Annotated in this window: 11 protein-coding genes and 1 pseudogene; 3 read left to right on the forward strand and 9 right to left on the reverse strand. The window is 71.6% G+C overall.

Going from position 1 to position 12,773, the window contains the following annotated elements:
* The first annotated feature begins 24 nt into the window (after window positions 1-24).
* Window positions 25-771, forward strand: coding sequence for a dienelactone hydrolase family protein (locus ACZ3H8_RS33115; RefSeq protein WP_467408054.1), 747 nt, complete (start codon window positions 25-27; stop codon window positions 769-771).
* Window positions 772-841: 70 nt separating this feature from the next.
* Window positions 842-1,150 (forward strand): annotated as a pseudogene (locus ACZ3H8_RS33120) (IclR family transcriptional regulator domain-containing protein); the annotation flags it as partial.
* 147 nt (window positions 1,151-1,297) lie between these two features.
* On the opposite strand, the gene ACZ3H8_RS33125 reads toward ACZ3H8_RS33120, so the two are convergent.
* The 9 genes from ACZ3H8_RS33125 to hrcA form a co-directional block, all read right to left on the reverse strand.
* A complete protein-coding gene (locus tag ACZ3H8_RS33125) occupies window positions 1,298-2,299 on the reverse strand; it encodes an adenosine deaminase (RefSeq protein WP_467408056.1) in 1,002 nt (333 codons plus the stop codon).
* 16 nt (window positions 2,300-2,315) lie between these two features.
* Window positions 2,316-3,224: a ribonuclease Z gene (locus ACZ3H8_RS33130; protein ID WP_467408057.1), complete on the reverse strand. Its 909-nt coding sequence runs from the start codon at window positions 3,222-3,224 to the stop codon at window positions 2,316-2,318.
* A 15-nt stretch (window positions 3,225-3,239) separates the two neighbouring features.
* On the reverse strand, window positions 3,240-3,599 hold the full coding sequence (locus tag ACZ3H8_RS33135) for a histidine triad nucleotide-binding protein (RefSeq protein WP_307665979.1): 360 nt from the start codon (window positions 3,597-3,599) through the stop codon (window positions 3,240-3,242).
* Window positions 3,600-3,688: 89 nt separating this feature from the next.
* Window positions 3,689-6,886, reverse strand: coding sequence for a S41 family peptidase (locus ACZ3H8_RS33140; RefSeq protein WP_467408059.1), 3,198 nt, complete (start codon window positions 6,884-6,886; stop codon window positions 3,689-3,691).
* A 46-nt stretch (window positions 6,887-6,932) separates the two neighbouring features.
* Window positions 6,933-7,460, reverse strand: coding sequence for a hypothetical protein (locus tag ACZ3H8_RS33145; protein ID WP_467408060.1), 528 nt, complete (start codon window positions 7,458-7,460; stop codon window positions 6,933-6,935).
* Window positions 7,461-7,708: 248 nt separating this feature from the next.
* Complete coding sequence (locus ACZ3H8_RS33150) at window positions 7,709-8,452, reverse strand: 16S rRNA (uracil(1498)-N(3))-methyltransferase (RefSeq protein WP_467408062.1); 744 nt, start codon at window positions 8,450-8,452, stop codon at window positions 7,709-7,711.
* Complete coding sequence (locus tag ACZ3H8_RS33155; protein ID WP_467408063.1) at window positions 8,452-9,522, reverse strand: nitronate monooxygenase; 1,071 nt, start codon at window positions 9,520-9,522, stop codon at window positions 8,452-8,454. Before ACZ3H8_RS33155 ends, ACZ3H8_RS33150 begins: the two co-directional genes overlap by 1 nt.
* Window positions 9,523-9,718: 196 nt before the next feature.
* A complete protein-coding gene (gene dnaJ / locus ACZ3H8_RS33160; protein ID WP_467408064.1) occupies window positions 9,719-10,855 on the reverse strand; it encodes a molecular chaperone DnaJ in 1,137 nt (378 codons plus the stop codon).
* On the reverse strand, window positions 10,856-11,881 hold the full coding sequence (gene hrcA / locus ACZ3H8_RS33165) for a heat-inducible transcriptional repressor HrcA (RefSeq protein WP_356227623.1): 1,026 nt from the start codon (window positions 11,879-11,881) through the stop codon (window positions 10,856-10,858).
* 165 nt (window positions 11,882-12,046) lie between these two features.
* On the opposite strand from hrcA, the gene ACZ3H8_RS33170 reads away from it, so the two are divergent.
* Window positions 12,047-12,769 carry an MBL fold metallo-hydrolase gene (locus ACZ3H8_RS33170; protein ID WP_467408065.1) on the forward strand — a complete coding sequence of 241 codons (723 nt, stop codon included), beginning with the start codon at window positions 12,047-12,049 and terminating at the stop codon, window positions 12,767-12,769.
* Window positions 12,770-12,773: the final 4 nt, after the last annotated feature.

The following is a 12,773-nucleotide window of genomic DNA, read 5'->3' on the forward strand; positions in this document are numbered from 1 at the left end:
AGTGAACTCCAAGGAAGGAAGATCTTGCCCACCAAGACACTGCAGATTCCCACCACAGACGGCCAGGCTGACGCTTTCGCCGCCTTCCCCGACCGTGGCGAGCGGCACCCGGGGGTGCTGATGTACGCGGACGGCTTCGGCATCCGGCCCGTGCTGCGGGAGATGGCCCGCGAACTGGCCGAGCACGGGTACTACGTGCTCGTCCCCAACCTCTTCTACCGGCACGGCCCGGCACCGGTGATCGAACTTCCCGAGCACATCGGAGAAGAGGTCCGGCCCGCGGTCTTCGCCCAGCTGATGCCCTTGATCGAGGCGCACACGGCCGAACGTGTCCTGAGCGACGCCGACGCCTACCTCAGGTGCCTCACCACCCAGCCCGAGGTCGGCGCCGGACCGGTCGCGGTGACCGGCTACTGCATAGGCGGCCTCCTGGCGATGCGCACCGCCGCGGCCCACCCCGGCCAGGTGGCCGCCGTCGCCGGATTCCACGGCCCCGTGGGCGCCGACGGGCCCGACAGCCTGCACCGCCTCCTCTCCCAGCTCACCGCCCAGGTCCACCTCGGCCACGCCGAAACCGACATAACGCCCGAGGCCCTCGGCGAGCTCAACCAGGCCCTGGACGCCGCAGGTGTCGGCTACACCTCCGAGATCTACCCCGGCACCGTCCACGGCTTCACCATGTCCGACACCGACGCCTTCAACCCCTCCGCACTGCAGCGCCACTGGGACCGCCTGCTCCCCCTCCTCGGCCGCACCCTGGCCAACAGCTGAGGCTCCGGCCCGGAAACCAAACCCGCCGGCCGCACCCTGCGCAAGGTCAATGGTGGCGGCGCTGGACCAGCGCACCTTCAGCCGGGTGGGCCGACGGCTGCCCGCGCATGCGGGTGCGCTCGGCAAGGCGCTGCTCGCCGAGCGGGCGGACGATCAACCCCCGCTACCGGAAGGCGAATTGGAGGCGGGCCTGGCCGCGACCCGGGAGCGCGGCTACGCCGTCGACCGCGAGGAGGGCGTGCTGGGCATCGCGGGCTTCGGTTTCGCGCTGCGCTACGACACGCCCGCGACGGACGCGATCAGCTGCTCGGTGCCGGTGCCGGTGGCGCGGCTGACGGAGGAGCATGAGCGGGGGGTCGTGCCGGTGATGCGGACGTAGCCGGGGCTCCGCCCCGGACCCCGCTCCTCAATCGCCGGAGGGGCTTGAAGTTCGGCCCGACCGGCGGAAATTGAGCCCGTCCGGCGATTGAGGGGGCGGGGTGGGGAACAGGCCCGCCGCAGGCGCACCGCACCGCACCTCCCCCGCCTACTGCGCGCCGCCGAACTCGTACGCCTCGACCTCCGCGATCAACCGCCCCCTCCGCTCCTCGTCGTCCTCCAGGAACGACGCCACAAACGAATTGCGCGCCAGCTCACGCAGCTGCTCGTCGCCCAGCCCCAGCGCCTCGTGCACCGCGTGGAACGTGTCCCCGACGTAGCCGCCGAAGTACGCGGGATCGTCCGAGTTGACCGTGCACAGCAGCCCCGCGTCCATCATCCGCGCCAGCGGGTGCTCTTCCAGCGTGTCGACGACCCGCAGCCGTACGTTCGACAGCGGGCACAGCGTCAGCGGAATCCGCTCCCGTGCGAGCCGCTCGACCAGCTCCGGGTCCTCCATGCAGCGCAGACCGTGGTCGATGCGCTCCACGCCGAGGACGTCCAGCGCCTCACGGATGTACGCCGGCGGGCCCTCCTCGCCCGCGTGTGCGACCTTGCGCAGGCCGAGCACGGCAGCCGCCTCGTACACCTCGCGGAATTTCGACGGCGGGTGCCCGACTTCCGCCGAGTCCAGGCCGACCCCGGCAATCCGGTGCAGATACGGCTTCGCGGTCTGGAGCGTCTCCATCGCCGACTCGGCGGACTCGTCCCGCAGGAAGCACATGATCAGCCGGGTCGTGATGCCGTGCCGCTCCTCGCTGCGGTCGAGCGCGCGGGCCAGGCCCTCGATCACCGTGGCGAGCGGGACGCCGCGGGAGGTGTGCGCCTGCGGGTCGAAGAAGATCTCCGCGTGGCGTACGCCCTGGGCCGCGGCGCGCGCCAGATAGGCGTCGGTGAGCTCGGCGAAGTCGTCCTCGGTGCGCAGAACGGCCATCAGGCTGTAGTAGACGTCGAGGAAGGACTGCAGATCCTCGAAGAGGTAGGCGCGGCGCAGCTCTTCGGTGTCCTTGTACGGCAGCTCGACGCTGTTGCGCGCGGCGAGCGCGAAGGCGAGCTCGGGTTCGAGGGTGCCTTCGATGTGGAGGTGCAGTTCGGCCTTGGGGAGGGGCACGGCTGTCTCGTCTCGGTTACGGGTGACGCTTGGGGAAAGGGACGCGCAGCAGGTCGTGAGCGACGGTCAGTTCCCCCTCGAAACCGGCCGCGCGCGCCTGCCGCTCGAATTCCTCGGGTTCGTTGTACCGCTGCGAGAAGTGCGTCAGGACCAGATGCCGCACGCCCGCGTCACGGGCCGCCCGGGCCGCCTGGCCGGCGGTCAAGTGGCCGTGGTCCTCGGCGAGATGCTCGTCCCCGTCGAGGAAGGTCGACTCGATGACGAGCATGTCGCAGCCGTCCGCGAGCGCGTGCACGCCTTCGCAGAGCCGGGTGTCCATGACGAATGCGAAGCGCTGCCCTTTGCGGAGCTCGCTGACCGCGTTCAACGGAACGCCGCCCACCTCGCCCTCGCGCTGGAGCCGGCCGACGTCCGGGCCCTTGATGCCGTACGCGGCGAGCTTCTCGGGCAGCATCCGGCGGCCGTCCGGCTCGACGAGGCGGTAGCCGTACGACTCGACGGGGTGCGAGAGTCTGCGGGCCTCGATGGTGTACGACGCGGACTCGGCCAGGACGCCGTCGGCGGCGACCGGGGACGCGATCAGCTCGACCGTCTCGCGGTAGGCAGTCGCGTACCGCAGCCGGTCGAAGAAGCGCTGCCCGTCGGCCGGATAGTGCGCGGACACCTCGTGCGGGACCCGGTCGAGGTTGATCCGCTGGATCACCCCGGCGAGGCCGAGTGAGTGGTCGCCGTGGAAGTGCGTGACGCAGATCCGGTTGATGTCGTGCGCGGCGACCCCGGCACGCAGCATCTGGCGCTGGGTGCCCTCACCGGGGTCGAAGAGGATGCCCTCGCCGTCCCAGCGCAGCAGGTAGCCGTTGTGGTTGCGGTGCCGCGTCGGGACCTGGCTGGCGGTCCCGAGCACGACGAGTTCACGTACGGACAAGGTGAGTCGGCTCCGTTATCCGGGGGGCCACTCGAGGCCGCGGCCGCCCAGCAGGTGGGCGTGGGCGTGGAAGACGGTCTGTCCCGCGCCGGTACCGGTGTTGAAGACGATCCGGTACCCGGCGCCGTCGACCTTCTCCTCGGCCGCGACCTCACCGGCCTCCCGCAGCAGATCGGCGACGAGCTGCGGCTCGGCGGCGGCGAGGGTGGCGGCGTCCCGGTAGTGCGCCCTGGGGATGACCAGGACGTGGGTGGGGGCCTGGGGGTTGATGTCGCGGAAGGCGACGACGGTCTCGGTCTCCCGTACGACTGTGGCCGGCACCTCCCCCGCGACAATCTTGCAGAACAGGCAGTCAGCCTGCGGTTCTCCCGCCATGCCGGGGTCCTCCTCGAGTGAGTCCACTACGACCGGCATCGTATCCAGTGATCGGGTTCGTGGTGCTGTGGGACGGCGACCCGCACCCCCTACGGCAGCTCCGGAGGCGACTTCGCCGGGTTCTCCGTCAGCACCGCCAGCGCCATCCGGACCGCCTCGTCCAGTTGCGGATCACGACCCGACGCGTGGTCCTGGGGAGACATCACCACTTCCACGTCCGGGTCCACGCCATGGTTCTCCACGCCCCAGCCGTACCCCTCGAGCCAGAACGCGTACTTGGGCTGCGTCACCAGCGTCCCGTCCACCAGTGAGTACCTGCTGTCGATGCCCACCACGCCGCCCCAGGTCCGCGTGCCCACCACCGGGCCGATGCCCAGCGCCTTGATCGCCGCGTTGACGATGTCGCCGTCCGAGCCGGAGAACTCGTTCGCCACCGCGACGACCGGGCCGCGCGGCGCGTCCTGGGGGTAGCTGAAGGGCTGCATCCCGCGCGGCAGGTCCCAGCCCACGATCCGGCGCGCCAGTTTCTCCACGACGAGCTGGGACGTATGCCCGCCGCGGTTCTCCCGTACGTCCACGACCAGACCCTCGCGCGCCACCTCGACCCGCAGGTCCCGGTGGATCTGCGCCCAGCCCGGCGCCTGCATGTCGGGGACGTGCAGATAGCCCAGCCGGCCGCCGGACTTCTCGTGGACGTACGCACGCCGGCCGGCCACCCACGCGTGGTAGCGCAGCGGCTCCTCGTCGGCGAGCGGGACGACGACCGCGTGCCGCGGATCGCCGCCGCCCGCCGGGGAGATGGTCAGTTCGACGGGCTTGCCCGCCGCGCCGACCAGCAGCGGCCCCGGCCCGGCGACGGGGTCCACCGGGCGGCCGTCCACCGCGAGGATCGCGTCGCCCGCGCGCACCGCGACGCCCGGCGCGGCGAGGGGCGAGTGGGCCTTCGGGTCGGACGTCTCGGACGGCAGGATGTGGTCGATGCGCCACGCGCCGTCCGCCGCCCGGGAGATGTCCGCGCCCAGCAGCCCCTGCCGCGTCGAGCTGTTCCCGTACCCCCAGCGCGGCGTGACGTAGGCGTGCGAGGTGCCGAGTTCGCCCTGTACCTCCCACAGAAGGTCCATCAGATCGTCGTGGGTGGCCACGCGCTTCAGCACCGGGCGGTAGCGGTCGAGTACGCCGTCCCAGTCGACGCCGCCGAGGTCCGCGCGCCAGAAGTTGTCGCGCATCAGCCGGCCGGCCTCGTCGTACATCTGCCGCCACTCGGCGGCCGGGTCGACACTGCCGCGTACGCGCGAGAGGTCGACGGTGATGTTGGTGTCACTGTCCTCATCGCGCGAGGCCCTGCGGTCGCTCGGCACCACCTTGAGCTTGCCGTCGGTGTACAGCAGCACCCGCTTTCCGTCGCCGCTGACCTGGAAGCTCGTGGCGTCCGAGGAGAGTTCCTCGATCTGCTGCTGGACCAGGTCGTACCGCTCCAGCGCGGTCTTGGGCCCCGGGTCGTCAGGCGTGGCGCGGGTCGTGCCGAGGACGCCGCGCAGCGGGTGGTGCAGCCACAGCAGCCCCTCCTTGGCGGCACGCAGCGTGGAGTAGCGGGCGGCCTCGACGGGGAACGGCACTATCCGGTCGGCGAGTCCTTCGAGGTCGATACGGGTGACCGGGACGCCGCTCTCCTCGCCGTCCTGCTGCCGCTGGTCCTTGTCCGCCTCGAAGGCCCGCCCGTGGCGCTGCGGTCCGAACGGCGACGGCGTCGTGGCCGCGAGCGTGATCAGGTGCGGGCGGCAGCCGCCGACGAAGGCGAGGTCGAAGACATGCGTGTCGTAGACCGGGTCGAAGGCGCGCTCGGAGAGGAACGCGAGGTGCTTGCCGTCGAGCGTGAAGGCGGGCTGGAAGTCGCAGAAGCGCAGCGGGGTCGCCTCGGACACCGACAGATCGGCGGTGTTGGCGAGCTTGAGCTGGCGCAGCGGGTCGGGCCCCGCGTGCGACCAGGCAAGCCAGCCGGAGTCCGGCGAGAAGGCCAGGCCGGTGGCCTCGCCGTGCTCGCTGCGGTCGACCTCGCGGACCTCGCCCGACTCGCGTTCGACGAGCAGTACGCGGCCGTCGTGCGAGGCGACGGCGGCGCGGCTGCCGTCGGGGGCGACGGCCAGGCTCAGGACCCGGCCGAGACGTCCCGCGCCGAGTCTGCGCGGCGTCGCGCCGGGCGCCTTGCCGGTGGCCGGGGCGAATTCGAGGGCGTCGTCCCCCTCGGCGTCGGTGACCCAGACGACATGCTCCTCGCCGTCGACCCGGAAGGTGCGGGGCAGCCTCGCCCGTACGCCGGGCTCCACGGCGAGCGCCCGCGCGGGCCCTTCCCGGTGGGTGACCCAGTGGACGCCGCCGCGGATCTCCACGGCGCTGCCGCGGCCCGTGTGGTCGGGCGTGGCGGTGCCCAGGTAGTAGTCGGCCTTGACGGGGCGGGGCCGCAGATCGGTGCGCTGGCCGCCGAGCCGGATGTCGAGCCTGCGGGGCTCGGCGCCGTCGAGGTCGTCGAGGAGCCACAGTTCACCGGCCGAGGCGTAGGCGACCCGGGTGCCGTCGGTGGTGGCGTGGCGGGCGTAAAAGCCGTCCACTCCGGTGTGCCGCCGCAGATCGGACCCGTCGGCCAGGGACGAGTACACCGCCCCCACACCTTCGTGGTCGGAGAGGAAGGCGATCCGGTCCCTCGCCCACAGCGGGTACTCGATGTTCCCGTCGAGCTCCTCATGCAGGCGTACGAACTCCCCGTCGCCCGCCCGGTCGATCCACAACTTGCCCGCCGTACCGCCCCGGTAGCGCTTCCAGGCGGCGGCCTCGCGCCCCATGGTGGCGGAGAGCAGCACTGTGTGCGGCCCGTACGCCACATCGCCCACCGGCCCGTACGGCAGGACGGTCGCGGGCCCGCCGTCGAGCGGCACCGCCCGCGCCCAGCTGCGGCGCAGCGAGGCCTGGCCGTACGTACTGATCGCGAGAACCTCGCCGTCCGGGGTCCAGCCGCGGACGGACGTCCTTCCGCTGCCCCAGTACGTCAGCCGGTCCGCGGGCCCGCCGTCGATGGGCGCGAGATGCACCTCGGGCGCGCCGGCCAGCTGCGACGACCAGGCGATGTGCGTGCCGTCGGGCGAGATCCTGGGGTGATTCACCGGAACGTTGTCGGCGCTGACGCGCCAGGCCCGGCCGCCGTCGAGCGGGGCGACCCAGACGTCGTCCTCTGCGGTGAAGGCGATCAACTCGCCGTGGACATGCGGATACCGGAGGTAGGCAGGGTGCGTCACACCGTCACCCTAGGCAGGCGGCCGCCGCCCGGTCACGGCTTTCGGATCACTTGCGCGGCGGATCGGGCGTCGCGGTGACGGTTACGGTGACGGTTACGGTGGCACCCGGGGCTCCGCTCGGCGAGTGGCTAGGCGGACGGTTGGGGGAACGGGTCGGCCCGCCGGAGCAGTTGCCGAGCACGGTGGCCTGGAAGACGACCTTGCGGTCGACCTTCGCGATCAGGTCGCCGCGTACGCACTTCCCCGAACGCTCCTCCGTCACCTTGCCCTTGAGCGTGATGTCCTGTTCCGAGTTGGTCTCGCCCTGGCAGTCGACGGTGGCGCCGCGCGAGGGGGAGGGCGACTTGGTCGCTCCGGTACCGGCGTTGCCGCCATTGACCGTCGCCGTACAGCTGAGCCAGCGCACATCGAAGCCGAGGCGTTCGAGTGTGCTGGTCCCCGTCTTGTCGGTGGTGATCGCGACGGCGACGGAACTCAGTCCGCCGGTCGTCGGCTCACAGGCCGCGACACCCACAACTGCCGCGCCGGCAGTGCCGATTGCGGCAAGGGTGCGCGGGTAGCGTATTCGTCTCATGCCCCTCATGAGGGGCAGGCTCCCACTGCGGCCCCGGGCTGCGGTAGACCGCTTGCCGCCACGCATCGACACGGTTCGGGCGGGCCCGAACCCGGGGCTCCGCCCCAGACCCCGCGCCTCAATCGCCGGAGGGGCTTGTTTTCGGGGCTCCGCCCCGTACCCCGCTCCTCAATCGCCGGAGGGGCTGGATTTCGCGTCCGGGACCGCGCCTCAATCTGGGTAGGGAAACGCCCGCCGCAGGCGGAGCGTCAGGACCAGCGGCCCGTGCGGCCCAGCAGCAGCGCCGTCGCCGCCGTGCCCGCAGTCGACGTACGCAGCACACTGCGGCCGAGCCGGTACGGCTTCGCACCAGCATCCGCGAACGCCGCCAACTCTTCCGGCGACACACCCCCTTCGGGCCCCACCACCAGCACGATCGACCCCTCCGCCGGCAGCTCCGCGGTGGCCAGCGGCTCGGCCCCCTCCTCGTGCAGGACCGCCGCGAAATCGGCTTTGGCGAGAAGTGCCGCAACCTGCTTGGTCGTTGCTGCGTCCGCGACCTCGGGGAAGCGGAGCCTGCGTGACTGCTTGCCCGCCTCGCGAGCCGTCGCCCGCCACTTGGCGAGCGCCTTGGCGCCCCGCTCGCCCTTCCACTGTGTGATGCAGCGCGCGGCCGCCCACGGTACGACCGCGTCGACGCCGGTCTCCGTCATGGTCTCGACGGCGAGTTCGCCGCGGTCGCCCTTGGGGAGCGCCTGGACGACGGTGATACGGGGCGTCGGCTCGGGCTCCGTGGGGAATTCGAACGGCTCTACGATCAGCCGGTCCTTGCCCTCGGTCCGCAGGACGACGCCCGCGGCCCCGCGACCGCGGCCGTCCGTGAGCACGATGTCCTCGCCGGACTGCAGTCGGCGTACGGAGACGGCGTGCCGCCCCTCGGGCCCGTCCAGGGTGAGGACCGCACCCGGTCCCACGCCCTCCAGGGAGTCGACGACGAATACGGGCGCGGTCATCAGGAACGGCCCAGGGCCAGTGCGGCGCGCGCGGAGTCCAGTTCGGCGACGAGTACGTCGACAAGCCGGCCGGCGGGCAGGTCGCGCGCCATCTTGTGGCCCTGCCCGGCCCAGAGCGCCATCCCCTGGGGGTCGCCCGCCTTGGCGGCGGCCTTGCGCAGAGGGCTCGTCAGATGGTGCACCTGGGGGTAGGCGGCGGGGGCGTACGGGCCGTGCTCGCGCATGAAGCGGTTGACGAGACCGCGGGCGGGCCGCCCGGAGAAGGCGCGGGTGAGTTCGGTGCGTACGAACAGCGGGTTGGTCATGGCCTGCTTGTGCAGCGCGTTGGCGCCGGACTCGGGGCAGACCAGGAAGGCCGTCCCGAGCTGCGCCGCGACCGCGCCGGCCGCGAGCACGCCGGCGATCTGGCCGCCGCGCATCAGGCCGCCCGCGGCGATGACAGGCAGCTGCACGGACTCGCGGACCAGCGCGACGAGCGAGAGCAGCCCGATGCCGGAGCCGTCGGTCGCGGGGTCGTCCCGGTGGGTGCCCTGGTGTCCGCCGGCCTCGACGCCCTGCACGCACACGGCATCCGCCCCGGCCCACTGCGCGGCCTGCGCCTCTTCGGGCGTGGTGACGGTGACGACGGTGAAGGTCCCGGCCTTGGCGAAGGAGTCGAGCACATCGCGGGTCGGACAGCCGAAGGTGAAGGAGACAACGGGAACCGGATCGTCGAGGAGGATGGCGAGCTTGGCCTCGTACCCGTCGTCCCGCCCCGAGTCGGGGTCGCCGAGCGGTGTCTCGTACCAGGCGGCCTCACCGGCGAGCTGATGCCGGTAGACCTCGACGGCGGCGGGGTCGGCGGTGTTGGGCTGCGGCATGAAGAGATTGACACCGAAGGGCTGCCCAGTGAGCCCGCGGACCTGTTTGATCTCCTGGTACATGCCGTCCGCGGTCTTGTACCCGGCAGCCAGGAACCCGAGCCCACCGGCTTCGGACACGGCGGCGGCGAGCTGCGAGCAGGATGCGCCGCCCGCCATGGGGGCCTGCACGATCGGATAACGGCAAAGATCGGCCAGTGCGGAGGACATGCAGGCATGGTGCCATGTCACTCCCGCACCACCGAATCCGGCGTTCCGTTCGTTAACCGGGCAGCTTGGGGGCTCGCCCGCGAAACGCACCACCGACAGCAACCACCAACGCCCCATGGCTCACGGCGACCACGAACCTGGTTGACTCCCACGAACGTCCCCGGGCCCACGGCAACCGCGAGCCCGGTGACTCCGCCTACCGGCCGTTGAAGGCGTCCTTCAGGCGGGAGAACAGGCCCTGCTGGCCCGGCTGGAACTGGCCCGTCGGCCGCTCCTCCCCGCGCAGCTTCGCCAGGTCCCGCAGCAGCCGCTCCTGATCCGCGTCCAGCTTCGACGGGGTCATCACCTCGACGTGCACGATCAGGTCGCCGCGGCCCCCGCCCCGCAGGTGCGTGATGCCGCGCCCGTGCAGCGGGATCGACTGCCCCGACTGCGTGCCCGGGCGGATGTCGACGTCCTCCACGCCGTCCAGCGTCTCCAGCGGGCACTTCGTGCCCAGCGCCGCCGCCGTCATCGGGATGGTCACCGTGCAGTGCAGATCGTCGCCGCGCCGCTGGAAGACCGGGTGCGGCAGCTCGTGGATCTCGACGTACAGATCACCCGCGGGGCCGCCGCCGGGGCCGACCTCGCCCTCACCGGCGAGCTGGATGCGCGTGCCGTTGTCGACGCCGGCCGGGATCTTCACGGTCAGCGTGCGACGGGACCGGATACGGCCGTCGCCGGCGCACTCCGGGCACGGCGTCGGCACGACCGTGCCGAAGCCCTGGCACTGCGGGCACGGCCGCGACGTCATGACCTGGCCCAGGAAGGACCGCGTCACCTGCGAGACCTCACCGCGGCCGCGGCACATGTCGCAGGTCTGCGCCGAGGTACCCGGCGCCGCGCCCTCGCCCGAGCACGTCGTGCAGACGACCGCCGTGTCGACCTGGATGTCCTTGGTCGTACCGAAGGCCGCCTCGTTGAGGTCGATCTCCAGCCGGATCATCGCGTCCTGGCCGCGCCGCGTACGCGACCTCGGCCCGCGCTGCGACGCCGTACCGAAGAACGCGTCCATGATGTCCGAGAAGTTCCCGAAGCCACCGGCTCCGAAGCCGCCCGCGCCTCCGCCGCCCGCCTGCGAAAGCGGGTCCCCGCCGAGGTCGTAGACCTGCTTCTTCTGCGGGTCCGACAGCACCTCGTAGGCGGCGTTGATCTCCTTGAAGCGCTCCTGCGTCTTCGGGTCCGGATTCACATCCGGGTGGAGTTCGCGCGCAAGGCGGCGGAAGGCCTTCTTGATCTCGTCCTGCGATGCGTCGCGGCGCACGCCGAGTACGGCGTAGTAGTCCGTGGCCACTTACGACTCCGCCAGGATCTGTCCGACGTAACGTGCCACTGCGCGTACCGCTCCCATCGTTCCGGGGTAGTCCATGCGGGTCGGTCCGACCACGCCGAGTTTGGCAACTGCCTCGTCGCCCGAACCGTAGCCGACCGCGACCACGGACGTGGAGTTGAGGCCTTCATGGGCGTTCTCGTGACCGATCCGTACGGTCATGCCCATACCGCCCGATTCCTTGGCCTCGCCGAGCAGCTTGAGGAGCACCACATGCTCCTCGAGCGCCTCCAGCACCGGCCTGATCGTCAGCGGGAAGTCGTGCCCGAAGCGCGTCAGATTGGCGGTGCCGCCGATCACCAGACGCTCCTCGGTCTCCTCGACCAGGGTTTCGAGCAGGGTCGAGAGCACCGTGGAGACGGTCCCTCGGTCCTCCGCCTCGAAGGAATCGGGAAGATCCTGCACCAGCTGCGGCACATCCGCGAAGCGGCGCCCGACGACCCGGCTGTTGAGCCGGGCCCGCAGGTCCGCGAGCGAGGTGTCACTGAACGGCGCGGGGCAGTCGATCATGCGCTGCTCGACCCGTCCGGTGTCCGTGATCAGCACCAGCATCAGCCGGGCGGGCGCGAGGGAGAGGAGCTCCACGTGCCGGACGGTGGACCGGGTCAGCGAGGGGTACTGGACGACGGCGACCTGCCGGGTCAGCTGCGCCAGCAGCCGTACCGTACGGCCCACGACGTCGTCGAGGTCGACGGCTCCGTCCAGGAAGTTCTGGATGGCGCGGCGCTCGGGCGACGACAGCGGCTTGACGCCCGCCAGCTTGTCGACGAAGAGCCGGTAGCCCTTGTCCGTCGGGATGCGTCCGGCGCTGGTGTGCGGCTGGGCGATGAACCCTTCCTCCTCCAGCACCGCCATGTCGTTGCGGACAGTGGCCGGCGAGACGCCGAGCTTATGACGCTCGGTGAGCGCCTTGGAGCCGACGGGCTCCTCGGTGCCGACATAGTCCTGGACGATGGCGCGCAGCACCTCGAGTCTGCGTTCACTGAGCACCGCGCACACCTCCAGCTGTGGTCCCTGGGCGACTGCTTGGCACTCGATGCATACGAGTGCCAGCCTTTCACCGTGCCAGTGTACGGCCGTGGGGTACGCCCCTAGCAAGGGCGGCCGACCACGCTACCGTGCGACATCGCTGGTCGTTGCCTATAGCGTCCCGGTATGGACGTCAGTTGGGAAGAGTTCGGCTGGGAGCGGCTGGCCGACGGGGTGGGCCGCCGACGGATGCCGGTCTGGGACGCGACTGTGGGTCTGATCGCCGGTGACAGCGGTGTCCTCATGTACGACACGGGCTCCACACTCCGCGAGGGCGCCGAGCTCCGCACCCAGGCGCAGGCGCTGCTGGGCGGCCGCCGGGTGACGCATATCGCACTGAGCCACCCCCACTTCGACCATGTGCTGGGGACGGCGGCGTTCGCGGGGGCGCAAGTGTACGGCGCGGTCGGTGTGGCCGATCTGATGAAGCGGGAGCGGGACGGGATCCGCGGCTCGGCGGTACGCCACGGGGTAGCCGAAGACGACGCGGCCCAGGCGGTCGACGTGCTGGTGGTGCCGCACCACATGGTGAGCGGGGAGTGGACGCTGGAGCTGGGCGGCCGCCAGGTACTGCTGGCGAATGTGGGCCCAGGACATTCGGGCCACGATCTGGCGGTCCTGGTGCCGGGCAGCCCGGAGGTGGTGTTCTGCGGCGACCTGGTGGAGGAGTCGGGCGAACCGCAGGCGGGCCCGGACGCGATCCCGTCCCGCTGGCCGGCGGCGCTGGACCGGCTGCTGTCCCTGGGCGGCGAGGACGCGGTGTACGTGCCGGGGCACGGGGCGGTCGTCGACGCGGCGTTCGTACGCGCCCAACGCGACGTGCTGGCGGCGCGCTTCGGGGTGTCGTAGCGTC

The organism is Streptomyces sp. NPDC002868 (assembly GCF_055563295.1).